At 70.0% G+C, this 26,293-nt stretch carries 22 protein-coding genes; 5 read left to right on the top strand and 17 right to left on the bottom strand.

Annotated features, from left to right (window positions below; genetic code table 11):
- Window positions 1–55 precede the first annotated feature (55 nt).
- The 8 genes from ACQCO7_RS13185 to ACQCO7_RS13150 form a co-directional block, all read right to left on the bottom strand.
- Window positions 56–1,876: a pyridoxal phosphate-dependent aminotransferase gene (locus tag ACQCO7_RS13185; RefSeq protein WP_464072006.1), complete on the bottom strand. Its 1,821-nt coding sequence runs from the start codon at window positions 1,874–1,876 to the stop codon at window positions 56–58.
- A 212-nt stretch (window positions 1,877–2,088) separates the two neighbouring features.
- The gene (locus ACQCO7_RS13180) at window positions 2,089–3,267 is read right to left on the bottom strand and encodes an aldose epimerase family protein (RefSeq protein WP_464072005.1); all 1,179 of its coding nucleotides are present in this window, start codon (window positions 3,265–3,267) and stop codon (window positions 2,089–2,091) included.
- A 57-nt stretch (window positions 3,268–3,324) separates the two neighbouring features.
- The gene (gene mmsB / locus ACQCO7_RS13175; protein WP_464072004.1) at window positions 3,325–4,572 is read right to left on the bottom strand and encodes a multiple monosaccharide ABC transporter permease; all 1,248 of its coding nucleotides are present in this window, start codon (window positions 4,570–4,572) and stop codon (window positions 3,325–3,327) included.
- The gene (mmsA, locus tag ACQCO7_RS13170) at window positions 4,569–6,119 is read right to left on the bottom strand and encodes a multiple monosaccharide ABC transporter ATP-binding protein (protein WP_464072003.1); all 1,551 of its coding nucleotides are present in this window, start codon (window positions 6,117–6,119) and stop codon (window positions 4,569–4,571) included. The genes mmsB and mmsA overlap by 4 nt, the downstream gene beginning before the upstream one ends.
- 32 nt (window positions 6,120–6,151) lie before the next feature.
- Window positions 6,152–7,261, bottom strand: coding sequence for a multiple monosaccharide ABC transporter substrate-binding protein (gene chvE, locus ACQCO7_RS13165; RefSeq protein ID WP_464072002.1), 1,110 nt, complete (start codon window positions 7,259–7,261; stop codon window positions 6,152–6,154).
- 84 nt (window positions 7,262–7,345) lie between these two features.
- Entirely contained in the window at window positions 7,346–8,314 is a 969-nt protein-coding gene (locus ACQCO7_RS13160; RefSeq protein ID WP_055723069.1) for a hypothetical protein, read from the bottom strand.
- A 153-nt stretch (window positions 8,315–8,467) separates the two neighbouring features.
- Window positions 8,468–9,472, bottom strand: a complete 1,005-nt coding sequence (locus ACQCO7_RS13155; protein WP_010354730.1) for a zinc-dependent alcohol dehydrogenase — start codon at window positions 9,470–9,472, stop codon at window positions 8,468–8,470.
- Window positions 9,469–10,626 carry a mandelate racemase/muconate lactonizing enzyme family protein gene (locus ACQCO7_RS13150; protein ID WP_464072001.1) on the bottom strand — a complete coding sequence of 386 codons (1,158 nt, stop codon included), beginning with the start codon at window positions 10,624–10,626 and terminating at the stop codon, window positions 9,469–9,471. The genes ACQCO7_RS13155 and ACQCO7_RS13150 overlap by 4 nt, the downstream gene beginning before the upstream one ends.
- 212 nt (window positions 10,627–10,838) lie before the next feature.
- Here ACQCO7_RS13150 and ACQCO7_RS13145 point away from each other — a divergent pair, with 212 nt between their 5' ends.
- Window positions 10,839–11,675 carry an SCO2400 family protein gene (locus ACQCO7_RS13145; protein ID WP_464072000.1) on the top strand — a complete coding sequence of 279 codons (837 nt, stop codon included), beginning with the start codon at window positions 10,839–10,841 and terminating at the stop codon, window positions 11,673–11,675.
- 127 nt (window positions 11,676–11,802) lie between these two features.
- On the opposite strand, the gene ACQCO7_RS13140 is transcribed toward ACQCO7_RS13145, so the two are convergent.
- The 3 genes from ACQCO7_RS13140 to ACQCO7_RS13130 form a co-directional block, all read right to left on the bottom strand.
- A complete protein-coding gene (locus tag ACQCO7_RS13140) occupies window positions 11,803–12,954 on the bottom strand; it encodes a serine hydrolase domain-containing protein (RefSeq protein ID WP_464071999.1) in 1,152 nt (383 codons plus the stop codon).
- Window positions 12,951–15,440 carry a M14 family zinc carboxypeptidase gene (locus ACQCO7_RS13135; protein ID WP_464071998.1) on the bottom strand — a complete coding sequence of 830 codons (2,490 nt, stop codon included), beginning with the start codon at window positions 15,438–15,440 and terminating at the stop codon, window positions 12,951–12,953. The genes ACQCO7_RS13140 and ACQCO7_RS13135 overlap by 4 nt, the downstream gene beginning before the upstream one ends.
- 145 nt (window positions 15,441–15,585) lie before the next feature.
- Entirely contained in the window at window positions 15,586–16,584 is a 999-nt protein-coding gene (locus ACQCO7_RS13130) for an NADP-dependent oxidoreductase (protein ID WP_464071997.1), read from the bottom strand.
- Between the two features lie 120 nt (window positions 16,585–16,704).
- Between ACQCO7_RS13130 and ACQCO7_RS13125 the strand changes: the two genes are divergently transcribed.
- The 3 genes from ACQCO7_RS13125 to ACQCO7_RS13115 are packed head-to-tail and all read left to right on the top strand — an operon-like array spanning window position 16,705 to window position 19,148.
- Complete coding sequence (locus tag ACQCO7_RS13125; RefSeq protein ID WP_464071996.1) at window positions 16,705–17,187, top strand: MarR family winged helix-turn-helix transcriptional regulator; 483 nt, start codon at window positions 16,705–16,707, stop codon at window positions 17,185–17,187.
- Window positions 17,188–17,196: 9 nt separating this feature from the next.
- Window positions 17,197–17,991, top strand: coding sequence for an EI24 domain-containing protein (locus ACQCO7_RS13120; protein WP_464071995.1), 795 nt, complete (start codon window positions 17,197–17,199; stop codon window positions 17,989–17,991).
- Window positions 17,988–19,148 (top strand): winged helix DNA-binding domain-containing protein, encoded by a 1,161-nt coding sequence (locus tag ACQCO7_RS13115; protein ID WP_464071994.1) that lies wholly within the window; start codon window positions 17,988–17,990, stop codon window positions 19,146–19,148. The genes ACQCO7_RS13120 and ACQCO7_RS13115 overlap by 4 nt, the downstream gene beginning before the upstream one ends.
- A 60-nt stretch (window positions 19,149–19,208) precedes the next feature.
- On the opposite strand, the gene ACQCO7_RS13110 is transcribed toward ACQCO7_RS13115, so the two are convergent.
- From ACQCO7_RS13110 to ACQCO7_RS13100, 3 genes are all read right to left on the bottom strand, one after another.
- Window positions 19,209–20,474, bottom strand: a complete 1,266-nt coding sequence (locus tag ACQCO7_RS13110; protein ID WP_464071993.1) for a pyroglutamyl-peptidase I — start codon at window positions 20,472–20,474, stop codon at window positions 19,209–19,211.
- Window positions 20,475–20,757: 283 nt separating this feature from the next.
- Window positions 20,758–21,732 carry an aldose epimerase family protein gene (locus ACQCO7_RS13105; RefSeq protein ID WP_464071992.1) on the bottom strand — a complete coding sequence of 325 codons (975 nt, stop codon included), beginning with the start codon at window positions 21,730–21,732 and terminating at the stop codon, window positions 20,758–20,760.
- 80 nt (window positions 21,733–21,812) lie between these two features.
- A complete protein-coding gene (locus tag ACQCO7_RS13100; RefSeq protein WP_464071991.1) occupies window positions 21,813–22,709 on the bottom strand; it encodes an SGNH/GDSL hydrolase family protein in 897 nt (298 codons plus the stop codon).
- Between the two features lie 294 nt (window positions 22,710–23,003).
- On the opposite strand from ACQCO7_RS13100, the gene ACQCO7_RS13095 reads away from it, so the two are divergent.
- A complete protein-coding gene (locus tag ACQCO7_RS13095) occupies window positions 23,004–23,498 on the top strand; it encodes a DUF3145 domain-containing protein (protein ID WP_010354717.1) in 495 nt (164 codons plus the stop codon).
- An 86-nt stretch (window positions 23,499–23,584) separates the two neighbouring features.
- Here ACQCO7_RS13095 and ACQCO7_RS13090 read toward each other — a convergent pair whose 3' ends face one another.
- The 3 genes from ACQCO7_RS13090 to ACQCO7_RS13080 all read right to left on the bottom strand — a co-directional run bounded on the left by ACQCO7_RS13090 (window position 23,585) and on the right by ACQCO7_RS13080 (window position 26,289).
- Window positions 23,585–24,856: a beta-ketoacyl-[acyl-carrier-protein] synthase family protein gene (locus ACQCO7_RS13090; RefSeq protein ID WP_464071990.1), complete on the bottom strand. Its 1,272-nt coding sequence runs from the start codon at window positions 24,854–24,856 to the stop codon at window positions 23,585–23,587.
- Between the two features lie 93 nt (window positions 24,857–24,949).
- On the bottom strand, window positions 24,950–25,198 hold the full coding sequence (locus tag ACQCO7_RS13085; protein WP_010354715.1) for an acyl carrier protein: 249 nt from the start codon (window positions 25,196–25,198) through the stop codon (window positions 24,950–24,952).
- Between the two features lie 89 nt (window positions 25,199–25,287).
- Window positions 25,288–26,289, bottom strand: a complete 1,002-nt coding sequence (locus tag ACQCO7_RS13080) for a beta-ketoacyl-ACP synthase 3 (protein ID WP_464071989.1) — start codon at window positions 26,287–26,289, stop codon at window positions 25,288–25,290.
- Window positions 26,290–26,293: the final 4 nt, after the last annotated feature.

Genomic DNA, 26,293 nt, shown 5'->3' with positions numbered 1-26,293 from the left:
CGGATACCGCCCTGGCTCTCAGGTACTACCCCGTCTGCCCCTACCTTGCCCGCCCCTACCCCGCCTGCCCCATCCCCGCCGCGTTCGGCCAGCTCCCCGCGTTCGGCCACCCCGTGGCCGGCGCCGGGGTCAGCCCGTTCGTCCCCCGGACCTGAGCCGCGGTGAGCCCACCCCGTGCCGGAACCCCGGGCGGGGTCATCCCGGGCGGCGTCATCCCGGGCGCACCGGTCGGCGGAGCCGGGGTCATCATCGGAGCGGGAGCCGGAGCCGGAGCGGGCGGAGGCGCCGGAACCGCCTGAGGCGCCGGCATCGGAATGCCCGCCCCGTTCGACGGCATCGGTATCTGCTGCGGCACTTGAGCGGCCATCATCGGCGCCCCCATCGGCGCCTGCCCCATGGCGGGAGCCATGGGCGCCGGAGCCATCGCCGCAGGCATCATGGCGGGCTGCATAGCCGGAGCCACCGGAGCCACCGGAGCCATGGAAGCCGCGGGAGCCATGGGAGCCGCCGGAGCCAAGGGAGCCGCCGGAGCCAAGGGAACCGGCGGAGCCAAGGGAACCGGCGGAACCGGCGGAGCCACCGGCATCTGCCCAGGCAGTCCGGCTCCGACGGCCGCCGCCATCGGAGCCGGGGCGCCGGCCGCGAGGGCCTGAGCGGCAAGTCCCTGCATGCCGGCGCCGTTCGTGACCAGCCGGTCGACAGCGGCCGTACCGGAGCTGTACCCCAACGCGGGGGCCAGCTCGGGCACGGGGTTGCCCCTGCGCGTCCCGTAGAGCACCTGTTCCATGCCGGACACCAGACGGCGTACGTCGACCTGGGGGCGCACCACGAGCCGCAGGAAGCGGCTGGAGGAACCGATCTTGTTGCCGCACTCCCGGACCAGGACCCGGTGTTCGGTCAGCAGCCGGTCGCGGACCACCGTCCCCTCGGCTCCCACCGGAAGACGGACGAAGAGGAAGTTCCCCTGCGAGGGGTAGACCGTGAGACCCGGCAGCGCGGAGAGCTGGCTCGCCATCTCCAGCCGGTCCCTGCGCACCTGCATCAGACTCTGGGCGTACTCGGGCCCGTGGTCCTTCAGCATGAACACCACGTGCTCGGCGAAGGAGTTGAGGTTCCACTTCGGCAGCATCGAGCGGATCTTGCCGGCCAGCGACGGGTTCGCGACGAGGTAGCCGAACCGGATCCCGTGCAGCCCGAAGTTCTTGCCGAGGCTGCGCAGCACGATGACGTTCGGCCGCAGCATGGCCTCCTGGACGACGCTGGGCTCCTGCTCGGCGTCGGAGAACTCCAGGAACGACTCGTCGATGATGACGAGGTCGAGGTCGGCCATCGCGTCCATGAACTGCACCAGCGCCTGCCGGTGCTGGAAGCCGCCGTCGGGGTTGTTGGGGTTGCAGATCACGGCGACCCGCGTCCCCCGGGCGCGGATGAACTCCGCGTACTGCGCGAGGTCGAGGACGAACCCGTTGGCCTCCTGGAGCGGGAACATGTCGACCCGCTTGCCCGTCTCCATCGGCTGGTCGGTCCACCGTCCGAACGTCGGCACCGGCACCGCGAGCGACTCGCGGACCAGCAAGTGGTCGATCCAGGTGATGAGTTCGGTGGAGCCGTTCCCCATCGCCACGGCCTGCGGGGGGAGTTGGAGGAGGTTGCACAGCTCGGACGTGATCGTGTCGGCGCTGCTCGGGTAGTACGTGATGATGTCGCGGAACCGCGCCGCCATGTCGTCGTACATCGCGGGCGTCGGGAAGTACGGGTTGCACGGGATACAGAAGTCGACCGGGCCGGTGCCCTCCCCGCCTTCTCGCGTCAACGCGGCCATCGACGGGCTGTGCGCCGCCGTGCTGCGGAACAACGAGGTGACGTTGTCGGCCATGGAACCTCCGTTGTGGGCGGGCCCGTTGGGGACGACCGGGCCCGTCGCGGCTGGGCGGCCCGTGCGGAGAAGCACGGGCCGCCCTTACATACGGAGGCTGGAGTGGCGCTGTTCACCCACTGAGAAATCGGTAAGGAGTTGTGAGTCTTCTGTGGGCGACGTCCGTATGACCAGGGTCCGTTCGTGAAATCCCCACCCTGGTACGGGACTTGCTACCGCGCGCTGAACGTGTGCACCGTCCGCGTCCGGTACGTCTGCCCCGGCCGCAGCGTCGTCGACGGGAACGCCGGCTTGTTCGGCGCGTCCGGGAAGTGCTGCGTCTCCAGGCAGAGCGCGTCACCCTGGCGGTAGACGTGGCCGCCGGTCCCGGACAGGGTGCCGTCGAGGAAGTTGCCGGAGTAGAACTGGAGCCCCGGCTGGTCGGTGGCGATCTTCAGGGTACGGCCGGTCTTCGGGTCGCGCAGCGTCGCGACGTGCACCGGCTTCGCCGTGATCCCCTTGTCCAGCACCCAGTTGTGGTCGAACCCCTTGGCGAGGATCTGCTGGTCGTGCCCGGCGCGGAGGTCGCGCCCGACGGGCTTGGCCTTGCGGAAGTCGAAGGGGGTACCGGCGACCCGCGCCAGCTCACCCGTGGGGATGAGGCCGGAGTCGGTCGGGGTGTAGCGGGAGGCGGCGATCGTCAGCTCGTGGTTCTCGATCGTGCCGCTGCCCTCGCCCGCGAGGTTCCAGTACACGTGGCTCGTGAGGTTGACGACGGTGGCCTTGTCGGTGGTGGCCTCGTAGTCGATGACCCAGTCGCCGTGCTTGGTGAGCGTGTACGTCACCTTGGTCTTGAGCGTCCCCGGGTACCCCATCTCCCCGTCGGCGCTGGTGTAGTACAGGCGCAGCCCGACGTCCGTGCCCTTGACGAACGGCTCGACGTTCCAGACGTGCTTGTCGAAGCCCTTGGCGCCGCCGTGCAGGCTGTTGACGCCGTCGTTGACGGACAGCTGGTACTTCTTGCCGTCCAGGGTGAACTGGCCCTTGTCGATGCGGTTGCCGTACCGCCCGATCAGCGCACCGAAGTAGGGGGACTTGGCGACGTAGTCGTCCAGGTTGTCGAACCCGGCGGAGACGTTCGCGTAGTGACCGTGACGGTCCGGCGTCTCCAGCGAGTGGACGATACCCCCGTACGACAGGACCTTGAGCTTCGTCCCGCCGTTGGCCAGCGACCAGACGTACACCTTGGTGCCGTCGGCGAGCGTGCCGAAGAGCTTCCGCGTCGGAGCCTTGCCGCCCGAGGCTGCCCCTGAAGTACTACCCGTGCTCGCCTCGGCCGTCCCGCCGAGGGTGCTCGCGGCGATACCCGCCGCTGCGGCGCCCGCGATGACCGTGCGTCTGTTCAGTTCCATATCTGCGGCTCCCCTTGAGGGTGGGGCCTCACCCTGGAGGGTGAGGCCCGGAGATGGTTACGAACCGGACTTGCGCTTGTTCCACACGTCGAACCCGACCGCCGCCAGCAGGGCCAGGCCCTTGATGACCTGTTGCCAGTCGGTGCCGACACTCAGAAGGTTCATGCCGTTGTTCAGCACGCCGAGGACGAGACCACCGATGATCGCGCCGAGGACGGTACCCACACCGCCGCTCATGGACGCGCCACCGATGAACGAGGAGGCGATGGCCTCCAGTTCGAAGCTGAGCCCCGCCTTCGGAGAGGCCGCGTTCAGACGGGCGGCGACCACCAGACCCGCCAGGGCCGCGAGCACGCCCATGTTGAGGAAGACAAGGAAGGTGACCTTCTTGTCCTTGACGCCGGACAGCTTGGCCGCCGGGAGGTTGCCGCCGATCGCGTAGATGTGCCGCCCGAACACCGAGTTGCGCATCAGGTAGCCGTAACCCACCACCAGCACACCGAGGATGAGCAGGATGATCGGCGCGCCCTTGTAGCTGGCGAGCAGCATCGTCACCGCGAGGATCGCCGCCGAGATCGCGACGAGCTTCAGCAGGAACAGGTTGCGCGGCACGACGTCGAGCGAGAACTCCTGCTGCCGCTTGCGGTCCCGGACCTCCTGGAGGACCGAGAAGGCGATCAGCGCGATCCCCAGCAGCAGCGTGATGTTGTGGTAGTTGGTGTCGGGACCGACCTCGGGCAGGAACCCGTTGCCCATCTTCTGCAGCCCGTCCGGGAAGGGGCCGAGGGTCTGCCCCTTCAGCAGGATCTCCGTCAGCCCGCGGAAGAGCAGCATCCCCGCGAGCGTCACGATGAACGACGGTATGCCCAAGTAGGCGATGAGGAAGCCCTGTACGGAGCCGGCGAGCGCGCCGATGAGCAGGCACAGCACCAGCGCGACCGGCCAGGCCACGCTGTGCTGCACGGTCAGTACGGCCGCGAAGGCGCCGACGAACGCGGTGATCGACCCCACCGACAGGTCGATGTGCCCGGCGATGATGACCAGCATCATGCCGATGGCCAGGATCAGGATGTAGCTGTTCTGGAGGACCAGGTTGGAGACGTTGCGCGGCAGCAGCAGGTCGCCGCTCGTCCACACCTGGAACAGCACGATGATCAGGCCGAGCGCGATCAGCATGCCGTACTGGCGCATGTTGCGGCGCAGGCCGTTCAGCACCAACTGGAGGAGATTCCCGCCGGCCCCGGATCCCCCGCCCTTGCCGGGCGGCGCCGCTGCCGGGCTCTTGTCGGTCACGTCGGTGCTCATCGCGTTACCTCTTTGTCCTTCGTCATCTGACGCATCAGCACTTCCTGCGTGGCCTCGGCCCGCGAGAACTCACCGGTGAGCCGCCCGGCGGCCATGGTGTAGATGCGGTCGCACATGCCGAGCAGTTCGGGCAGTTCGGAGGAGATGAAGACGACCGCCTTGCCCTGGGCGGCCAACTGGTCGATGACCGTGTAGATCTCGTACTTGGCGCCCACGTCGATACCGCGCGTGGGCTCGTCCAGGATCAGCACCTCGGGACCCGCGAAGATCCACTTGCTGAGGACGACCTTCTGCTGGTTGCCGCCGGACAGCTTGCCCACCGGCTCGAACACCGTCGGCGCCTTGATGTTCATCGACTTGCGGTAGCCCTCGGAGACCTTCTGCTCCTCGTGCTCGTCGACGATGCCCCGCCTCGCGACCTTGCTCAGCGCGGTCAGCGAGATGTTGCGGTTGATGGTGTCGATGAGGTTCAGGCCGTAGTGCTTGCGGTCCTCGGTGACGTACGCGATGCCGTGCTCGACGGCCTCGGCGACCGTCTTCGTGCGGATCTCCTTGCCGTCCTTGAGGACCGTGCCGCCGCCGTAACGGCCGTACGTGCGGCCGAAGACGTTCATCGCCAGCTCGGTACGGCCCGCGCCCATCAGGCCCGCGATGCCGACGATCTCCCCACGCCGCACGTGAAGTGACACATCGTCGACGACCTTGCGGCTCTGGTCGATCGGGTGACCGACGGTCCAGCCCTTGATCTCCAGGGCGGGCGCGTCGCCCACCTCCCCGTCGTACGTGCTGCGTTCGGGGAAGCGGTGGTCGAGGTCGCGGCCGACCATGCCGCTGATGATCCGGTCCTCGGTGGTCTGAGCCGCCTTCACGTCCAGCGTCTCGATGGACCGGCCGTCGCGGATGATCGTCACCGAGTCGGCGACCTTGCGGATCTCGTTGAGCTTGTGGGAGATGATGATCGAGGTGATGCCCTGGTTCTTCAACTCCAGGATGAGATCGAGGAGTTTGTCGCTGTCCTCGTCGTTGAGCGCAGCCGTCGGCTCGTCGAGGATCAGCAGCTTCACCTTCTTCGAGAGCGCCTTCGCGATCTCCACCAACTGCTGCTTGCCGACGCCGATGTCGGCGACCCGGGTGTCCGGGTGGTCGCTGAGACCCACCCGGCGCAGCAGCTGCGTGGCGTGCCGCAGCGTCTCGCGCCAGTCGATGAACCCGCCCTTGGCATGTTCGTTGCCGAGGAAGATGTTCTCCGCCAGCGAGAGGTACGGCGACAGCGCCAGTTCCTGGTGGATGATGACGATGCCGCGGTGCTCGCTCGCCCGGATGTCCTTGAACTCGCAGGGCTCACCCTCGAAGAGGATGTCCCCCTCGTAACTCCCGTGCGGGTGAACGCCGGAGAGGACCTTCATCAAGGTCGACTTGCCGGCGCCGTTCTCCCCGCAGATGGCGTGGACCTCGCCCTGACGGACGGTCAGAGTGACGTCCGAGAGCGCTTTGACACCGGGAAAGGTCTTGACGATCGAGCGCATTTCCAGGACGGGTCCCGCCATGGTCGTGCCTTCCAATCCTTAAGGGCCGACGCTTACTTGAGCTGGTCCGCCGTGTAGTAGCCGCCCTGGACGAGTTCCTTCTCGTAGTTGGACTTGTCGACGCTCACCGGCTGAAGCAGGAAGGCGGGGACGACCTTCGTGCCGTTGTCGTAGGACTTGGTGTCGTTGATCTCCGGCTTCTTGCCGTTCAGCGACGCGTCGACCATGTCGGTCGCGACCTGGGCGAGCTTGCGCAGGTCCTTGTAGACCGTCATCGACTGCTGGCCCGCGATGATCGACTTCACCGACGCGATCTCGGCGTCCTGGCCGGTGATGACCGGCAGGGGCTTGGCGGCGGTGCCGTAGCCGTCGGAGCGCAGCGCCGCGATGATGCCGATCGAGATGCCGTCGTACGGCGAGAGCACCGCGTCGACCCGGCCCGAGGTGTACGTCGAGGTGAGGATGTCCTCCATCCGGCGCTGGGCGGTCGCGCCGTCCCAGCGCAGCGTGGTGACCTTGGTCAGCTCGGTCTGGCCGGACTTGACCACCAGCTTCTTCGAGTCGATGTACGGCTTGAGCACGCTCATCGCGCCGTTGAAGAAGTACCGGGTGTTGTTGTCGTCGTTCGAACCGGCGAACAGCTCGATGTTGAACGGGCCCTTGCCGCCCGCGAGGCCCAACTTGTCGACGAGGTACTGGGCCTGGAGGCGGCCGACCTTCTCGTTGTCGAACGACGCGTAGTAGTCGACGTTCTTCGTGCCGAGGATCAGACGGTCGTAGGAGATGACCGGGATCTTCGCGTCGGCGGCCTGCTGGAGCACGTTGCCGAGCGACTTGTTGTCGATCGCCGCGATGATCAGCGCCTTGACGCCCTGCGTGATCAGGTTCTCGATCTGCGAGACCTGCTGGTCGGGGTCGTCCTCGCCGAAGACCAGCTTCGTCTTGTAGCCCTTGGCCTTGAGGTCCTTCTCGACGTTCGCGCCGTCGGTGATCCACCGCTCGGAGGACTTGGTCGGCATCGCGATGCCGACCAGGGCGCCCTTGCTGGTGTCGCCCGACTTGTCGTCGCTGCCGCCGTTGTCGCTCTGGCCGCAGGCGGACAGGGTCAGGGCGAGGGAGGCGGCACCGGCTATGGCGGCGAGTACGGCTCTGCGGTTGCGCATGGTGATCAATCCTTGGTTTCTCGTCGTTGAGAGAGACCGGCGTCCCCGTCAGGCGCCGGGTCGTGCAAGCTGGGTTACGACTGCTCAGTCCCCGGTCGGGAAGCGGTTGAGCGTTCCCGGCAGCCGGGAGCCGAGCGGCGCCATCGCGCCGTCCGCGCCGTGCCGGGCGAGCAGGTCCAGGGCGAGCCGGCCGCGCCGGACCCGTTCCCGGGCGGTGTCCAGGGTGACGTCCCGCAGGTGGGTGCCCCACGGGTAGATCGAAGGCGCCTTGGACAGACCGAACTTGAGGTAGAGCGGTGCGCCGCGCCGGATCAGCTCGGCCACCTCGTACATCCGCACGTAGCCGCCGAGGTCGTCGGGGGCCTCGATGTACATGTCCATGGGGGCGCCCGACACCCGCCGGATCTCGGTGAGGTGATCCAGCGTCAGATCGCTGGGGACGTTGACCGAGTCGGCGCCGAGGCGCTCGTAGACCGCGTACGCCGCCGGGTTGACCGGGCCGATCAGCGCGGACACCTTCAGCGTGGTGTCGGCGGGGATGATGCCCTGCTCGCGGGCGCGGTGCAAGGTCCACAGCACGCCCTCGTCGGCGACCAGCAGACACTTGACGCCCAACTCCGTGGCCCGGACGGCGTCTTCGACACAGCCGGCGACCGCGTCGTGGCCCCGGGCACGCAGACCGCCGCCGCGCGAGTCGGTGCGCGTCGAGCCGCCGATGTCCCAGGTGCCGCGCGGGCCGGTGAACAGGCAGAGCTCGATGTCGCGTTCGGCGGTCGCCTCCACCATCTCGGTGATCTCGGCGTCGGACAGCATCCACACCCCGCTGCCCTGGCTGATCCGGTGGATCGGCACATCGAGGCGGGAGGACTCCTTCAGTACGACGGCCAGTGCTTCGGGACCCTCGCAGGAAGGGACCTCGGTGCGCCAGGTGCCGCCGCCCGGGAAGGTGTGGGCGGAGGCGTCGGCGGGGTCGAGGGCGGGCGCACCCAGGCCGAGCGCGGTGAGCACGGGCTCACCGGGACGACGGGCTGCCGGAACGGAAGCGTCGGTCACTAGCTTTCCTTCGTTGTCCTGGAGGTTCGATATTTCGGACGAGGTTCGCGGCTCGGGGTACGAGGTGGAGCGTGGGGTGGTTCTCGGGAGCTACGGGGTGTACGCCGGTACGGGAACCGTCAGGTGTCCCCGTACCGGCGTACGACGTGAGGACTACGGCTTCAGCAGGACCTTGCCGACCTTCGGATCCCCGGAGCCGACCAGCTCGATCGCCTCCGAGAACTCCGCGAGCGGCAGCTCGTGCGTCACCAGGGGCAGCGGATCGAGGAGCCCGGCGCCGAAGACCCGCACCGTGTGCGCCCAGGCGTCCGGCGGCGCCCCGAACACGGTGTGCACCTCCAGCTGCCGTACGACGAGGTCGGTCGGGTCGAGACCGTCGGCGCCCGGCGCCGGGATCCCGGTCAGCACCAGCCGCCCCCCGCGCCGCAGCAGCGAGGCCGCCGTACGCGCCGCCGAGGCGGAACCGGCCGTCTCGATCACCACGTCGAAGTCGTCCGGCAGCTCCTGGTCCCGGGTGCGGAAGTCGCTCGCGCCGAACTGCCGCGACAGCGCCTCCCGGTCGCCCCGGGTGCCCACGACGAGCAGCTCGGCCGGCGAGCCCGCCTTCAGGAACTGAACGGCGAACATCCCGAGCGTCCCGGTCCCGACGACCGCCACCCGCTCACCCGGCAGCGCGTTCGCCTTGATCGCGGCAGCCGCGATGCAGGCGGCCGGCTCCAGCAGCGCGGCGGCGGTCAGGTCCGCGTCGTCCGGCAGGACGTGCAGCAACCGCGCCGGAAGCGTCAGCGTCGAGGCCATCGCGCCCGGCTGGGTGAACCCGGTCTCCTCGTACCCGTCGGTGCACAGCGTCGTCTCACCGGCGTGACACCGGTCGCACACCTGGCAGTTGCGGAAGCCCTCCCCGACGACCTTGCGGCCTACGAGAGTCGAAGGCACCCCGGCGCCGACGGCCTGGACGGTCCCGGACCACTCGTGACCCGGCGTGAGCGGGTAACGGACGTACCCCTCGGGCCTGTTGCCCTGGTACACCTCGCGGTCGCTGCCGCAGATGCCCGTCGCGTGGACCCGCACCAGCGCCTCGCCCGCCAGCGGCTCGCGCGGCGTGTGCGGCTCGACGCGGTGCTCGCCCGGCGCCTGGACGACGACTTGCGTGCTCACTGCGTGCCCTTCGGCTTGCGCTGCTCCCAGCCCTCGGCCCACAGGTCGAACCGGGCCTGCTGCTGCGGGAATTCGGCCGCCGCGTCCGCGTCGAACTCGACGCCGAGACCCGGCGCGTCCGACAGGTGGAAGTACCCGTCCACGACCTCCGGCGCACCCTTCACGATCTTCTTGATCTCCGCGTCCGCGAAGTCGTTGAAGTGCTCCAGGATCTTGAAGTTCGGTGAGCTGAAACCGACTTGGAGCGAGGCGGCGGTCAGCACGGACCCGCCGACGTTGTGCGGCGCGACGAGCACGTAGTGCGTCTCGGCGGTCGCCGCGAGCTTGCGGGTCTCCCAGATGCCGCCGATGTGGCCGACGTCCGGCTGGATGATGTCGACGGCCTGGCTCTCGAAGAGTTCGCGGAACTCGATGCGGTCGTGGATGCGTTCACCGGTCGCGACCGGGATGCCGACCTTCGCCGCAACTTTTTCGAGAGCTTTCAGGTTCTCCGGCGGGCACGGCTCCTCCAGCCACGCGGGCTTGAAGGGCGCCAGCTCGTTCGCGAGGCGTACGGCGGTGGCCGGCGAGAACCGGCCGTGCATCTCCAGCATCAGCTCCGCGTCGGGTCCGATCGCGTCGCGCACGGCCTCGATCAGCGAGACCGCGTACAGGGTCTGCTCGTGGTCCAGCTCGAAGTGCCCGGTTCCGAACGGGTCGATCTTCAGCGCCCTGTACCCGCGCGCCATCACGCCCTGCGCGGCCTTGTGGTACGCCTCAGGCGTCCGCTCGGTGGTGTACCAGCCGTTCGCGTACGCCTTGACCTTGTCGGTCACCTTGCCGCCCAGCAGCTGCCACACCGGCACGCCCAGGGCCTTGCCCTTGATGTCCCAGCAGGCCATCTCGATGACCGCGATGCCGGACATCACGATCTCGCCGGCGCGGCCGTAGTCGCCGTACTTCATCCGGCGCACGAGGTCTTCCGTCGCGAACGGGTCGGAGCCGAGAATGTGGTTGTTCTCGGCTTCGCGCAGGTAGCCGATCAGCGCGTCGGTGTGGCCCAGCATCCGGGTCTCGCCGACTCCGGTGATCCCTTCGTCAGTGTGCACCTGCACGTAGGTCAGGTTGCGCCACGGCGTCCCGACCACGTGTGTGCTGATTCCGGTGATACGCACGGATGTTGCCCCTCAGCTGTTCGAGATTTCGTCACACGTTCGAAATGCTGGCGTGACAGTAAGGACGGCGTGAGGGGAGTGTCAATGGGTCGAACGCATAACGGTTTCGACAGTTTCGCTCCGGGCGCCGAGGTTTCGGGCGCCTGTTCCCACGAAACCTCCACAGGCTCCCCTAGGAAATCCCCGTGTCGGGAACCTAGTCTTCCCGCGTCATGGACTACTGCCACTCCTGCCGACGCCACCTGAACGGCGCACTCGTCTGCCCCGGCTGCGGCGCCGCTGCCGCGTCTCTACGCGCGTATCCCGAGGGGTACGGGGAGCGGGACGGCGTGGCTCAGGAGTCGTACGGGTACGAGCCGGCCCCGGAACCGGTCACGGAGCCCGTTATCGAACCGATAGCGCCCGAGGACCCCGCGAGTACTACGGGTACGACACCGCTCGCGGAGGGTGGCCGCGCCGCCCGCCGCCGAGGTCGAACTGTCCCCCCGGAGAACCAGTCCGACGACACCTACGACGACGACGGCGCCGACGACGAGGACGCGCACCCCGCGCCCGGAGCGAGCCGTCGCGATCGCAAGGCGTCCGCGCACCGAAGACGCCGTCGCCGTGCCCTGATGATCGCGGCCGGCGTGATCCTGCTCACGGCCGGTGTCGGCCTCGCGGAACTCGGCATGGACGCGCCCGGCTCCTCCTCCGGCAACCCGGCGGCGGCCGGCGGCGAGTCCGCCGAGGTGGACGGCGCGACCCCGACGCCCGGCGACCCGGCCCGTCCGCTGGACGACCCCTCCTCACCTGCGACGTCCGGCCCGAGCGCGTCCGCCTCCCCGTCGGCCTCGGCCTCCCCCTCCGCGTCGGGCAGCGGGTCCCCCGCGCCGACGGAGACGGACCCCGGCACGACGCCGGCCGACTCGGCGCCGACGGCCCCGGCCGGGTCCACCCCGACGGACCCCGACCCCACGAGCCCCTCGGCGGACCCGACACCCACCGCGCCGTCCCCGCAGCCGTCGCCGTCGGAAACCTGCAACCGTTTCCTGTGGTGGTGCACGTAGGCCGTACCTCGGGGGTACCGGGGTACGGCCTACGTACGGTCCTGAGACTTGAGGCGCCCCGCTTGAGGCGCCGCGCTTGAGGCCGAAGCGCCCCGCTTGAGGCGCCGTGTCCGCGAGGCGCCGTGCCTCACATCGCGAGCACCGCCTCGTGCACCGCCCGCACCAGCCGCTCGTTCTCCGGCGCCGCCCCGCCCGGGAACGCCATCCGGCGCCGGGTGTACCCGTAGGCGAACCCCCCGCGCGGATCGGCGAACGCCTGGGACCCCGCGGCGCCGCTGTGCCCGAAGGAGCCGGCGCCGAGGAACGGGTACGCGCTGTCGGCGACCGCCTGGAACCCGAGCCCGAACGATTTGTGCGTCCGCGCCACCAGGTCGTACCCCGTGGAGTGGATCTGCCCGACCTCGGCGATCGTGTCCGGCTTCAGCAGCGGAGGCCTCCCGTCCACCTCGAACAGCACCGCCGCGTACATCCCCGCGAGCCCCCGCGCGGCGCCGACGCCACCCGCCGAGGCGGGCCCCTTGGCGCGCACGGCACGGGAGTTGGCGTACGAGACGAGGTCCCCGGGGTCCGGCACGTGCGTGTTGAACGCGATGGACGCCAGGGAGTGCGGGTCGCGGGGAACCGCGTCGAGTTCCGCCTGCTGCTTGGGAGTCGGCAGCATCGGCTGCACGGACCGGAAGCGCGGTTCCAGCGCCGCCGGCAGCCCGAGGAAGAAGTCGAGCCCGTACGGCCCCCGCACCCGGTCCTCGTACACTTCCTGAAGGCTGCGGCCGGTCGCCCGGCGCACCACCTCGCCCGTCAACGCCCCGATCACCAGGGCGTGATACCCGAACGCCGTGCCGGGCCGCCAGAACGGCCGCTGGTCGGCGAGGCGTTCGGCGAGCAGTCGGTCGTCGGCCAGCTCCGCGTCCGAGAAACCGGCGTCCAGACCGACCACGCCCGCGCGGTGCGTGACCAGGTCCCGCAGGGTCAGCTGACCCTTGCCCTCGGCGGCGAACTCCGGCCAGTAGTAGGTGACTTTGCGGTCCAGCTCCAGCGTGCCGTCCTGGACGAGCAGCGCGAGGACCAGGTGCGCGGCGCCCTTCGTCGACGAGAACACCCCGTACAGGGAGTCGGGCCCGGCCTCCTCGCCGGCCCACAGGTCGACCACTCTGCGGCCGTCCGCGTACGCGCACAACTGGCCCTCGTAGTCGGGCCGTTCGGTCGCCACGAACGCGGCGAACTCTTCCCGTACGGACGTGAAACCGTCCGCTACGGTGCCGTGGATCTCCAGGGTCATCCGCTCTCCTCAACCAGACCGCTTGCGTGTGCCATGGTGAACAAAGCCTGTGCGACCTGGGGGAATTCCCCCTTCGGATGATCCCTGAAGAGGGGTTCCGTGCCGAACAGGACGGCATGCGGCCCGCTCACGACCGACGGCCGCCCGGCCGCGGCGGCCGGACCGCCGGTGCCGTCGGCCCGCGCCCGCCAGTGGCCGGAGAGGAGCGGGTTCCCGGCGGCGTACGACTCCTCGACGCGCACCCCCGCGCCGAGGCCGGTGAACCAGACCGGGGCGTACGCGAACGCGTATCCCTTCGAGGAAGAACTCGCCACGCGGACAACCCCGTTGGCGTCCTCGTTGCCCTCGACGGCGGTCACCGCCAACAGCCCCGCCCCGGCGTTGACTTCAGCCCCGACGACGCCCCGGCCGACCAGCCCGTGCCCCGCCAGGAACGTGTCCAGCGCGCTCCTCGCGTCCGCGTTCAGGCGGGCGTGGTCGAGCCCGGCCGACGCGAACAGGACGTCCACGGAAGACCAGTTGAAGCCCGCGTTGAGGATCTCGGTCGAGACCGGCGTCACCTCGAAGCCCATCTCCCGCAGGGCGAACAGCTCCCCGGAGGTGACGGCGGCGGCGACGCGGACCCGGTGCAGCGGGGCCGTGCCGGTGAACGGCGTCGCGGTGAAAGCGACGTCGTGGGCGCGGGCGGCTGCCAGGGCCGCACGGCGGGCGGACGCGGGGACGACGACGCCGGCGGCGCTGTCCCGCCGTACCGAAACGCCTTGCTTCAGCAGGGAGTTGAGGGCCGCGTACGCGTTCGGGTCGGCCAGGCGCAGCCGGAGGTTGCCGTAGGACGGGACCGAACTCACCGGTGCCGCACGGGAGATGGCGTGCGCTGCGGGGAGGCGGCCCGTGGTGACCGGTTCGGCCTTCGCGCCCCACAGGCGGCCCAGGCTCCAGCCCGAGATGTCGTACATCGTCGTGACCTTGCCGCTGATGTCGCGGCCGTCGGCCAACAGGGCGTTCGCCAGGCCGCGTTTGGGCTGGCGCATGTCCACGAGGTAGGCGCCCGCCGGGGAGTTGGCGCGGGTGACGCGTACGTCGTTGGCGATGAGGTGGTCGACCAGGCGGGCCGCCGCCGTCGTGCCGGACGGGATGACGTACGCGCGCGGGAACGTCGTCGTGTAGACGTCCTCCGGGCCGATTCCCGGTACGCCGGGGACGGTTGCGGGGGAGACCGGGGTCTGCGCCGCGCCTCTCGCGCCGCGCCGGAAGACCTCGATCTGGTCGGCGATCAGCTGGGCGCGGCGGGTGCGGACGAAGTCGAGGGTGGCGTCGATGGCGGCGCCGGCGACCGCGGTGTTGATGCCGCTGCGCCGCCGGAGTTCCTCGACGGGCAGGTTGTACGCCGAGTTGTTGACCGTGAGCGGGATCTCGACCGTGTGCGCGGCGACCGTGCCGTGGAAGGCCGCGTACTGCGGGGTGAAGATGGGCGGCCAGTCGTCCCAGCCCTCCCGCTGGTCGCGGAACGGGATCTGCGCGGGTTCGACTCCGTCCCGACTGGGCGTGTAGCCCAGGGAGTTGACGGACTTCTCCATGCCGAGGGCGTTCGCGTACGTGTTCTTCAGGAACAGGTCGTACTCGTAGTTCTCGCCGTGCGGGGGAGTGGTCGGCTCGATCAGGGTGCCGTTCACGTACCCGTGCAGGTCCAGCATGACCGCCGGCTGCTTGTCGATCTGGATCTGCCGCATCGCCCTGGTCTCCGGCTGCGAGGCCGTCACGAAGTCGCGGTTCAGGTCGAAGCCGTTCGCGTTCGCGCGGGTGCCGGCGATACGGCCGTCCGGGTTGGCGGTGACGTTGAAGTACAGCCGGGTGTGGGCGAGGAGATCCTTCGTCCGGGCGTCGTTCGCCGTCGCGAGCCGCTCGATCACCTTCAGGGAGGCGTCGGTGCCCTCCCACTCGTTGCCGTGGATGTTGCTGTTGAAGAAGACGGGCGCCTTGTACCCGGCGACCTGCCCCGCCCAGGACACCTTCGCGTCCTCGATCAGCCGCCGGGTGCGCTCCTGCGTCCGCGCCTGCGCGGCACTCTCCGGCGCGGTCACGGTCACCAGATACAGCCGATGCCCGCCCGCCGACCGCCCGGTGACCTCCACACTCACCCGATCGCCCAGCCGCTGGAGCGAGTTCAGCCTGGCCGCGATCGCGTGATACGGCGTGAGCCCCAACTTGATGGATTTGTCACCGGAGTTGACGGGGTCCGGCGAGAGCGCCGTCCGCCGGGGATACCCCCGGATGTCCTTCCCCGACGCGGCGACAGGCGCCCCGAGCGCCCGACGGGCGGCCTCCGCCCCCGACTTGGCGGCATCCCCGGTGAACTCCCGTTCCCTGCTGGGCCGTTCGTTCTCCGCACTGGCCGTTCCCGGCCCCAACAGAAACGAACCCGCCACGGCTCCTACGACGCCGGCGATCAGCAAAGGTCTGACAGGGGTGGTTCTCGTGCTCCTCACGCGTACCTCCTCGGATCGGTACGGCGAGATGTACCTGTTCGACTCAACGGCAACAAGAGGGCACGGAAATCACCACGGCTCGCACACGTACGCACGAAGGCCGCACCCCATGTCCAGGGATGCGGCCTTCTGCGGTCCGGAGCGGTCAGACCTTGACGACCATCTTGCCGATGTTGTCGCCGCGCAGGACGCCGAGGAACGCGTCGAGGGTGCTCTCGATGCCCTCGGTGACCGTCTCGCGGTACTTGAGGGCGCCGGAGGCGATCCAGGGGGCGACCTCGGCGACGAACTCGGGCTGGAGGTCGCTGTGGTCGCTGACGAGGAAGCCCTCGATGCGGCCCCGGGTCTGGATGAGACGGGCGAGGTTGCGGGGGCCGGGAGCCGGCTCGGTGTTGTTGTAGATCGAGATCATGCCGCAGACGGCGATCCGCCCGCCGAGGTTGAGGGCGCCGATGGCGGCTTCGAGGTGGTCGCCGCCGACGTTGTCGAAGTAGACGTCGACCCCGTCCGGCGCGGCCTCGTGCAGCAGGTCGGAGACCTTGCCGGTCTTGTAGTTGAACGCGGCGTCGAAGCCGTACTCCTCGACGAGGAGCTTGACCTTCTCGTCGGACCCGGCGGAGCCGATGACCCGGGAGGCGCCCTTCAGCTTGGCGATCTGGCCGACCTGGCTGCCGACCGCGCCCGCCGCGCCGGAGACGAAGACGGAGTCGCCCTCCTTGAAGGCGCCGGTGCGCAGCAGGCCCGCGTACGCGGTGAGGCCGGTCATGCCGAGCGCGCCCAGGTACGTGGAGAGCGGCGCGGCCTCGGGGTCGACCTTGACGGACTGCTTCGCGTCGAACGTCGCGTACTCGCGCCAGCCGCCGAAGTGCAGGAGGTGGTCGCCGGCCGCGATGCCCTCCGCGTTCGACGCGACGACCTCGCCGACCGCGCCGCCCTGCATGGCCTTGCCCAGCTCGAACGGGGCGGTGTACGACTTCGCGGCGCTCATGCGCCCGCGCATGTACGGGTCCACCGACAGGTACTTGTTCCGGACCAGCACCTGCCCCTCACCGGGCTGGCGGACCTCCGCCTCGACCAGGGCGAAGTCCTCGGTCTTCGGCCAGCCGACGGGACGGCTGAGCAGGTGCCATTCACGGTTGAGCATGGGGGACCCTTCCTTGGACTGCTTCACAAGCGTTCGCTTCACGAGCATTTATTTCACTGCCTGAAACAACCATGCTCCTGGATATTTCATGTTGTCAAGTATCGGGGTACCCTGGTGAGCATGGCCACAGACAGCATCCGCCGCTACGACCCCCTCACCGTGGAAGTCATCGAGCTCATCGGCGAGGTCGTGGCCCGCTTCCACGACGACTACGACTCGGCGGCCACGGAACACTCCCTCACGGGCGCGCAGGCCCGCCTGCTCAGCCTCCTCGTCCTCGAACCGCTCCCCATGCGCAAGATCGCCGAGCGCCTGAAGTGCGAGCCGTCGAACGTCACGGGCATCGTCGACCGCCTCGAAACCCGCGGCCTCGTCGAGCGCCGCCCCGCGCCCGCCGACCGCCGCGTCAAGCTCGCCGCAGCCACCGACGAGGGCCGCAAGGTCGCCCGCGACCTGCGCGACTCGCTGCGCTTCGCGCACGAACCCTTCGCGGAGCTCACCCGGACCGAGCGGGAGGTCCTGCGCGGCCTGCTGCGCCGCATGATCGGCGAGCCCGAGGAGAGCGCCGGGGAAGGGGAGGGCGTTGTCAGTGGCGGCCGATAGAGTTTTCCCATGCGCGATCTTGGGGCGGGTTTCGGGTATCTGGTGCAGGGCCAGCGGTGGGTGGCCGGGCACGGGAGGCAGTACGGCTTCGGCCTGATCCCCGGCCTGATCACGCTCGTGCTGTACGTCGCGGCCCTCGCCTCCCTGATCATGTGGGGCGGCGACCTCGTCTCCTGGGCGACGCCCTTCGCCGACGACTGGTCCAGCCCCTGGCAGGGCCTCTTCCGCGGCTTCCTCACGGTCGTCCTGTTCGCCCTCGCGCTGCTCCTCGCGGTCCTCACGTTCACGGCCGTCACGCTGCTGATCGGCCAGCCGTTCTACGAGAGCCTCTCCGAGAGCGTCGACAGGGACGTCTCCGCCGACGGCACCGCCCCCGAGTCCGGCCTCCCCCTCTGGCGCGACCTCCTGATCTCCGCCCGCGACAGCCTCCGCGTCCTCCTGCGCGCGGGCCTGTGGAGCGTCCTCCTCTTCGGCCTCGGCTTCCTCCCCGTCGTCGGCCAGACCGTCGTCCCCGTGATCGGCTTCTTCGTCACCGGCTTCTTCCTCACGGAGGAACTGACCGCCGTAGCCCTCCAGCGCCGGGGCATCGACCTGCGCACCCGCCTCGGCCTGCTGCGCTCCCGCAAGCTGCTCGTCTGGGGGTTCGGTACACCCCTGGGGATCGCCTTCCTCGTCCCCGTCGTCGCCGTCTTCCTCATGCCGGGCGCGGTCGCCGGAGCGACCCTCATGGCCCGGCACCTGCTCGACGAGGAGAACCGCCGAGAGGACCACCAGGACGACGACACGGAGGTGAACGCCGCTTGACCGACCTCAGCCCCCGCGCGCTCGGCCGCGCCACCCTCGCGCGGCAACTCCTCCTTCGCCGCGAACCGCTGACCGTCCCCGAGGCGGTACGGCTCACCCTCGCGCTCCAGGCCCAACAGGCCGCGTCCCCCTACATCGCCCTGTGGAACCGGATCGCCGGTTTCGACCCCGCCGAACTGGACACGGCGTTCGCCGAACAGACCGTCGTCAAGGCGACGCTGATGCGGATCACGCTGCACGCCGTCCACGCCGACGATCACCTCACCCTGCGCGGCGCCGTGCAGCAGACCCTGTACGCCGCGCGCCTCGGCTACGCCTTCGCCGAAGCCGGGCTCACCCCCGCCGACGCGAACCGGATCGTGCCGGAGCTGCTGGAGTTCACGTCCCGGCCCCGTGTGTCGACCGACGTCGAGGAGTGGCTCGGCGAGCGGCTCGGCGCGGAGAAGGCGGCGGGGGCCTGGTGGGGGCTGCGGGCGTACGCGCCGCTGCTCCATGTCCCCACCGGCGGGCCCTGGGCCTTCGGGGGACCGCGCAACGCGTACGTCGCGGCGCCGGTCGGGGGAGCCTTCCCGTACACCGACCGGGTGCCGGATCCCGTGGGGCTGCGGGAGCTGATCCTTCGCTACCTCGCCGCGTTCGGCCCGGCGACCGCTGCGGATGTCGCGCGGTTCGGGCTGCTGTACAAGGGGCCGGTGAAGGAGGCGCTGCGGGAACTCGGGGACGAGGTCGAGCGGTTGAGCGGGCCTGGGGGTGTGGTCTATTACGACGTCCCCGGCGAGGTGCGGCCCGATGCGGACACGGTGGCGCCGCCCCGGCTTCTCCCCATGTGGGACAGCGTGTTGCTGGCGCATGCGGAGCGGGAGAGGGTGCTGCCGGAGGAGTACCGGCGGGTGGTGATCCGGGTCAACGGGGATGTGCTGCCCACGGTGTTGGTGGACGGACGGGTCGCGGGGGTGTGGCGGGTGGTCGACGGGGGACTTGAGGTGAGCGCGTTTCGGCGGATCCCGGGGGAGGCGTGGGAGGGGATCGCCGCTGAGGCGGGGGAGTTGTGGGGGTTGTTGGAGGGGAGAGGCGGCGATCCGTACAAGCGGTACGGGAGGTGGTGGGGGAAGCTGCCGGGGGCGGAGGAGGTGCGGGTGGTGGGCGGTGCGCATTAGAGGGTGCCACGACGGGATGGGTGCCACGACGGGCGCGGCGCCATCGTGGCACCCGGACCCCTAGAAGACCGACGAACCTGCCGTTCGTACGATCTCCCTCACCTGGCTCACGATCTGCTCCCTGTTCCTCACGAACTCCGGGTCCGTCACCTCCGTCGTGTTCCCCGCCCCGAACTCCAGTACCGGCGTGTGCACATGGCCTCCCGGCAGGGAGTCGTGCAGGCCCAGCCGGTCCCTCAACAGCGTTGCCCGGTACGCGATTTCGTTGGACAGGTAGTCACCGCCCCCTCCTTCGCGCGCAGTTGAGCCCGGGGTCGGGCCGTCCGGGCGCTCCACCGGCGTCGTGCCGCCCGCCGGGATCTCCGTGACCGTCGTGTTGTCGTACACCGGGAACGGGCCCGTGCGGGCCGCGACGATCGCCGCGTACGGGAGCGTCGTCGTCGTCCACTGCGGCTGCGTCGCCGGGTCCGTGACCGGGATCGTCTCCGTGCGGCCGATGTTCTCGTTGTCGCCGAAGCCGCCGCGCCAGGCGCCGTTGGTGCGCTCGATGTCGAAGCGGCCCACGCGGCCCTGGCTGACGGTGGTGAAGAGGTCGACCTGGGGAAGGTGAGGCCGCAACGCACGCTCGACCGTCCCTCCCCCAGTGCCGAAAGCCTGGGAGGTGCCCCCAGTGAAGTCCCGCCAGCGGACAGGGAAGACGGCCGTCTCGATGCGGGCGGGCCCGTGCGCGGTCTGGATCACCGTGCCGTCCAGCGCGAGCGCCGTGGCGCCGGACGGGTTGGAGATACGGATGTCCGCGTCGAGGGTGAAGGGGTCGAACCCGGTGACGAGGACGCGCTTGAGGCCCTTGTCGCGGGCCGGGTAGGCGATGTCCGTCTGCCCACGGGACGTACGCTCCAACTCGTCCAGCAGCGCGGCCCGTTGCGCCGCGCTCAGCCCGAACGACGGCTCCCAGCCCCGCACTTCACGCGTCATTCCCAACCGAGCCCAGTACAGCGGCCGATCGTCCCCCCGGCTCAGATCACCGCCCACCGGCCCCCGCCCCTGCGCACGGTCCACCGCCCGCCGCCACAGCGCCGACCCCTCCCGCACGACGACGGCACGGGCCTGCGCATAGCCGCGCGCCCCGCCGAGCGCCCGCGCGAACTCCGGTGCCACGGAGGCGAATCCGGACCGGGCGAGGATCTCCTGAGGCACGGCACGGTCGAGGCGCTGCTCCTCGACGGTCGGCGCGAGCGCCGGTGCCGCGCTCGCGGCGACGGGGGAGGCGAGGCCCGCGAGGAGGGCCAGACTGACAGCGCCGAAGTGGACGCGGAGGGAAGGCATGTGGGGGTTTCCGTTCCTTCTGGGAGGGCCGGGACCACGGAATCATCCCGTGACAGGAGTGGTCTACGCCATGGTGCAGAAGGGGGCCGGGCACGGAAGTTGTGAAGGGTTCGTTCGGAATCCAGGGGGGTAGATCGTCCGGGGACGGTGGAATCGCCGCACAGCGGATAGCGTGCGATACGGGGTTCCCCTCGGGAGCTGCCCCGGTCCGGGACCCTGACCCCTGGACCGGGGTTCACCCCGCAGGAAACCCCGCCCGGCGATCACCGCGCCGAGAAGGCGATCACCGTGCCGAGAACCCGTACACCGTCTCCGACCGGTACACCTCGCCCGGCCGCAGCACCGTCCCCGGGAAGTCCGGCCGGTTCGGCGAGTCCGGGAAGTGCTGGGTCTCCAGGGCGATCCCCTCGCAGGGCGCGAAGGGCGCCGAGAGATGGTCGGCCGTGTAGACCTGGATGCCGGGTTCCGTGGTCGACACCGTGAGGGTCCGGCCCGACGCCGGGTCGTGCAGCTCGGCGATCTCCTCCGCCTCGGCCGTCACCCCCTTGTCCAGCACGAAGTTGTGGTCGTACCCGCCGCCCGCCTTGCGGGACGTACGGAAGTCGAAGCGCGTGCCGAGGACGTCGGCCGGCTCGCCCGTGGGGATCAGCGTCGCGTCGACCGGCGTGTACCGCGAGGCGTCGACGCGCAGTTCGTGGTCGGTCGCGACGCCGGACCCCGCGAGGTTGAAGTAGCTGTGGTTCGTGAGGTTCACGACGGTCGGCGCGTCGGTCGTCGCCTCGTACGAGATCCGCAGCGCACCGGACGCGTCGAGCGCGTACGTCACCGAGACGTCCAGCCGCCCCGGGAACCCCTCCTCGCCGTCGGGGGAGACACGGCTGAGGCGCACGCCGTACGGACCGGCCTCCTCGGTCTCCCACACCACCTTGTCGAACCCCACCGGCCCCCCGTGCAGCGAGTTCGGCGCGTTGTTGGCCGCCAGCGGATACTCCCGCCCGTCCAGCGCGAACCGCGCCCCCGCGATCCGGTTCGCGTACCGCCCGATCAACGCGCCCAGGAACGGCTCCGGATGGCCGAGGTACCCCGCGAGTTCGGCGAACCCCAGCACCACGCCGTCCGTACGCCCGTCCCGGTCGGGGACCTCGACGGACTGGACGATCCCGCCGTACGACAGGATCCGCACCCGCGTCCCGGCCCGCTCCAGGGTCCAGCGGTGCACCGGGGTGCCGTCGGAAAGTGTTCCGAAGTGTTCGCTCATGAGCGAAACCCTAAGTCACGGCATCCCTGCCCGAACACGTCCCTTTCCTGCCCGAGGCCCGCCCGATCCGTCCCCGGGAGTCACGCCTTCGGCGCCGTCACCTTGCCGTACGCGATCTCCGCCAGCCGCGCCTGCCCGTCCTTGCTCGGATGGAACCAGTCCCACCGGCTCAACTGCTTCGTCCCGAACCGGAAGTCGTACACCGCCCCGCCGTCGAACCGGCACCGCCGGTCCTTCGCGCAGACCTCCTCCAGCACGGAGTTGTACTCCCGCACCCGCTCCTGCACGGAGTCCCGCCGGGTGACCGCCGCCTGGTCCTCCGAGGTCGCGTCGGCCAGCATCGACGGGCAGATCCCCAGCTTCCAGACGACCTTGCCGAGCGGCTTGGTCAGCCCCTCGGACCACAGCCGCTTCAGATCGGGCACGCTCGACACGTACACCTGAGAGTTGGGCGACACCGACCGCAGCGCGGCCATCGACTGCTCGAACGACGTACGGAACGCCGCGACCGGCGTCATCGCCGCGACCGTGTCCCGGCACGCGTCGTTCGCCCCCGCCATGACCGTCACCAGCTCCGGCCGGCGCGTCCCCGCCTGCGCCATCTGGCCCGGCAGATCGGCCATCAGGGCGCCGGTCCTGGCGTAGTTCCAGCTGTGCGTCGTCGCCTTCGCGGGCCCCAGCAGCCGCACCGCGAGCGAGTCGACGTCCGCGCTGTCGCCCGTCGCCCACGACACCTGCGGGCAGTCCTGGAGGATCCCGCACGCGTCGAACCCGCGCGTGATGGAGTCCCCGACGGCCGCCAGCGACCCCGGCCGCGTGTTCCACACCGGGGGCGGCTTCGCCCCCGCGCGCGTCCCCGAAGGAGCCGCGGAGCCCGAAGCGCCCCCGCCCACGACCCCGCCCGTACATCCCGCCACCGTCAGCGACACCCCCGCCATCACCCCGGCGAACACGCCCCGCCCTCGCGTCGTCCCCATGATCGACTGGTCCCTTCGGCCGTCCGGTCCCTGACCCCCGCACCTAGTACAACGCACCCGAGTTCCCGGACCGTCTTCAGGACATTTCCTTGCCGACTTCTGACGTGATCCACGGAACGTTCCCCACCCGCACAGGCGTCCTGCCGAGTGAATGGCGGGCCTTTCGGGGCATCTGGACCGACGGTACGTCACACTCCTCACCCCGTCGCACGGTAGCCTCGCCATCAACGTGGCTGCCCCGCCGCCGCCGCTCAACCAGCCCTGCAAGATGTCCCGCTCTGTCCGGAGGTCCCGGTGACGACACGTGGAGTTCTGTACGTGCACTCCGCGCCGCGTGCGCTGTGCCCGCACGTCGAGTGGGCCATCGCCGGGGTGCTCGGCACGCGCGTCAACCTCGACTGGATCCGCCAGCCCGCCGCGCCCGGAACCTGGCGCTCCGAGTTCTCCTTCAAGGGCCAGGCCGGTACGGCGTCCAAGCTCGCGTCCGCGCTGCGGGGCTGGCAGATGCTGCGCTTCGAGGTCACGGCCGAACCGTGCGCGAGCGCCGAGGGCGAGCGCTACAGCTGCACACCGGACCTGGGTATCTTCCACGCGGTCACCGGCATCCACGGCGACATCCTGATCCCCGAGGACCGGCTCAGAGCCGCCCTGTTGAGGTCCCAGCGCGGTGAGACCGACATCGAGGCCGAGATCACGAAGCTGCTCGGCAAGCCGTGGGACGACGAGCTGGAGCCGTTCCGGTACGCCGGTGAGGGCGCGCCGGTGCGGTGGCTGCACCAGGTGGTCTGATCGTCACACCGCAAGCCCCCCCCCGGTACACGAGAAGGGTCCCAACCCCGCGAGGTTGGGACCCTTCAGCGTCGTACGGAGCCTTCTCAGACCGTCCGGAACGCCAGTACCACGTTGTGTCCACCGAACCCGAACGAATCGTTGAGCGCGGCGATACGGCCCTCGACGGGCAGCTTGCGGGCCTCGCCGAGGACGACGTCCGCGTTGGCCTCCGCCTCCGGGTCGAGGTGCTCGACGTTGATGGTCGGCGGCGCGATCCGGTTGTACAGCGCGAGGACGGTCGCGACCGACTCGATACCGCCGGCGCCACCGAGGAGGTGACCGGTCATCGACTTGGTCGCGGACACCGCGAAGTGGTCCGCGTGGTCCCCGAACACCTTGCGCAGCGCCTTGAGTTCGGCGATGTCACCGGCCGGCGTGGAGGTGGCGTGCGCGTTCACGTGCACGATCTCGGCCGGGTCTAGGTCGGTGGAGGCCATCAGGTGGCCCAGCGCGGCGGCGATGCCGCGCCCCCCCGGCTCCGGCTGCACGATGTCGTGGGCGTCGGCGGAGATGCCCTGCCCGACGGCCTCGGCGTAGACCCGCGCGCCGCGCGCCGCCGCGTGCTCGGCGGCCTCCAGGACGATCACGCCGGCGCCCTCGCCGAGGACGAACCCGTCGCGCGCCTTGTCGTACGGACGGGACGCGCCCTGCGGGTCGTCGTTGTTCTTGGACATCGCCATCATGTTGCCGAACGCGGCGATCGGCAGCGGGTGGATGGCCGCCTCCGTGCCACCGGCGACGACGACGTCCGCACGGCCGGTGCGGATCATCTCGATCGCGTAGCCGATCGCCTCCGCGCCCGAGGCGCAGGCGGAGACCGGCGTGTGGACGCCGGCGCGGGCGCCGACGTACAGGCCGACGTTGGCCGCGGGGCCGTTCGGCATGAGCATGGGGACGGTGTGCGGGGAGACCCGGCGTACGCCCTTCTCCTTCAGCACGTCGTGCTGGTCGAGCAGCGTCGTCACCCCGCCGATGCCGGAGGCGATGACCGCGCCCAGCCGGTCGGGGTTGACGGACATGTCCTCGCCGGCGCGGGCGGTGAAGCCGGCGTCGGCCCATGCCTCCTGCGCGGCGATCAGCGCGAACTGCGCCGAGCGGTCGAGCTTGCGGGCCTGCGGGCGGGGGAGCACCTCGGAGGGGTCCACCGCGACGGGGGCCGCGATCCTGACGGCCTGGTCGGCCGCCCAGTCCTGGGTCAGCGCCTTGACGCCGGACCTGCCGGCGATCAGACCTTCCCAGGTCGAGGCTGCGTCGCCACCCAGCGGTGTGGTTGCGCCGATACCGGTGACGACCACGGTGCGATTGGTCGGGCTCACGGGAATTCTCTCTCCTACGGAATTTCGAGGATGAAACGGCGCCACCGCCGGGTGGCGGGGCAATCACCCCACAGGCTCAGAGCCCAGGGAGGGTCAGCCCTGGTTCTTGAGGATGTAGTCGGTCGCGTCGCCGACGGTCTTGAGGTTCTTGACGTCCTCGTCCGGGATCTTGACGTCGAAGCGCTCTTCGGCGGCGACGACGACCTCGACCATGGACAGCGAGTCGACGTCCAGGTCGTCGGTGAAGGACTTGTCCAGCTGGACGTCCTCAACCGGGATGCCGGCGATCTCGTTCACGATCTCCGCGAGACCTTCGACGATCTCTTCCTGAGTGGCGGCCATGGTGGCGCTCCTTCTTTTTCTTCCAGAGGGTTTTGGCTGTGCTGCTGACCGCGGCCGGGTGCGGGATCGCGTGATCCGGCAACGGGTGCCTAGGGGAGGGTAACGACCGTCGCCGCGTACACGAGACCCGCCCCGAAACCGATGACGAGTGCCGTGTCGCCGCTCTTCGCCTCCCCGGTCGCCAGAAGCCGCTCCATAGCGAGCGGGATCGAGGCGGCCGAGGTGTTGCCGGTGGTGCGTACGTCACGCGCGACCGTGACGTGCTCCGGCAGCTTCAGCGTCTTCACCATCGAGTCGATGATCCGCTCGTTGGCCTGGTGGGGAATGAAGACGTCGAGCTCGCTCGCGGTGATGCCGGCCGCGTCCAGCGCCTGCTGGGCGACCTTGGCCATCTCGAAGACGGCCCAGCGGAAGACCGCCTGACCCTCCTGCGTGATGGCGGGGAACTTGTCGACGACGCCGTCGCGGTAGTCCGTCCACGGCACCGTCTGCTTGATCGTCTCGGACTTGTCGCCCTCCGAGCCCCACACCGTCGGGCCGATCGCCGGCTCCTTCGAGGGGCCGACGACGACGGCTCCGGCGCCGTCACCGAACAGGAAGGCGGTCGCCCGGTCCTCCAGGTCGGTCAGGTCGGAGAGCCGTTCCACGCCGATGACCAGCACGTACTCGGCGCTGCCGTCGACGATCATGCCCTTGGCGAGCGTGAGGCCGTAGCCGAAGCCCGCGCAGCCCGCCGAGATGTCGAACGCGGCGGCCCGGTCCGTCCCCAGCTTGTCGGCGATCTCCGTCGCGACGGCCGGGGTCTGCTTGAAGTGCGAGACGGTCGAGACGACCACCGCGCCGATCTGCTCGGCGGTGATGCCCGCGTCCGCGATCGCCTTGCCGGACGCCTCCACCGACATGGCGGCGACGGTCTCCTCGTCGTTCGCCCAGTGCCGGGTCTCGATGCCGGAGCGCGACCGGATCCACTCGTCGGACGAGTCGATCGTCTCCAGGATGACCTCGTTCGGTACGACACGGGTCGGGCGGTAGCCGCCCACACCGAGGATGCGCGCGTACGGATGACCCTTTCCGGGCTTGATCTTCGCCATCGGG

The sequence above is a fragment of the Streptomyces saintjeani genome, assembly GCF_055409605.1.
The sequence above is the reverse complement of the archived record's forward strand: the minus strand, read 5'-3'. Positions and strand labels throughout refer to the sequence as shown.

Excerpts from the sequence above, each read along its gene's own strand:
- ACQCO7_RS13185 (WP_464072006.1), bottom strand. The coding sequence starts at position 1,876 with ATGGCCGACAACGTCACCTCGTTGTTCCGCAGCACGGCGGCGCACAGC.
- ACQCO7_RS13180 (WP_464072005.1), bottom strand. The coding sequence starts at position 3,267 with ATGGAACTGAACAGACGCACGGTCATCGCGGGCGCCGCAGCGGCGGGT.
- mmsB (WP_464072004.1), bottom strand. The coding sequence starts at position 4,572 with ATGAGCACCGACGTGACCGACAAGAGCCCGGCAGCGGCGCCGCCCGGC.
- mmsA (WP_464072003.1), bottom strand. The coding sequence starts at position 6,119 with ATGGCGGGACCCGTCCTGGAAATGCGCTCGATCGTCAAGACCTTTCCC.
- chvE (WP_464072002.1), bottom strand. The coding sequence starts at position 7,261 with ATGCGCAACCGCAGAGCCGTACTCGCCGCCATAGCCGGTGCCGCCTCC.
- ACQCO7_RS13145 (WP_464072000.1), top strand. The coding sequence starts at position 10,839 with ATGGACTACTGCCACTCCTGCCGACGCCACCTGAACGGCGCACTCGTC.
- ACQCO7_RS13140 (WP_464071999.1), bottom strand. The coding sequence starts at position 12,954 with ATGACCCTGGAGATCCACGGCACCGTAGCGGACGGTTTCACGTCCGTA.
- ACQCO7_RS13130 (WP_464071997.1), bottom strand. The coding sequence starts at position 16,584 with ATGCTCAACCGTGAATGGCACCTGCTCAGCCGTCCCGTCGGCTGGCCG.
- ACQCO7_RS13125 (WP_464071996.1), top strand. The coding sequence starts at position 16,705 with ATGGCCACAGACAGCATCCGCCGCTACGACCCCCTCACCGTGGAAGTC.
- ACQCO7_RS13120 (WP_464071995.1), top strand. The coding sequence starts at position 17,197 with ATGCGCGATCTTGGGGCGGGTTTCGGGTATCTGGTGCAGGGCCAGCGG.
- ACQCO7_RS13110 (WP_464071993.1), bottom strand. The coding sequence starts at position 20,474 with ATGCCTTCCCTCCGCGTCCACTTCGGCGCTGTCAGTCTGGCCCTCCTC.
- ACQCO7_RS13105 (WP_464071992.1), bottom strand. The coding sequence starts at position 21,732 with ATGAGCGAACACTTCGGAACACTTTCCGACGGCACCCCGGTGCACCGC.
- ACQCO7_RS13100 (WP_464071991.1), bottom strand. The coding sequence starts at position 22,709 with ATGGGGACGACGCGAGGGCGGGGCGTGTTCGCCGGGGTGATGGCGGGG.
- ACQCO7_RS13085 (WP_010354715.1), bottom strand. The coding sequence starts at position 25,198 with ATGGCCGCCACTCAGGAAGAGATCGTCGAAGGTCTCGCGGAGATCGTG.
- ACQCO7_RS13080 (WP_464071989.1), bottom strand. The coding sequence starts at position 26,289 with ATGGCGAAGATCAAGCCCGGAAAGGGTCATCCGTACGCGCGCATCCTC.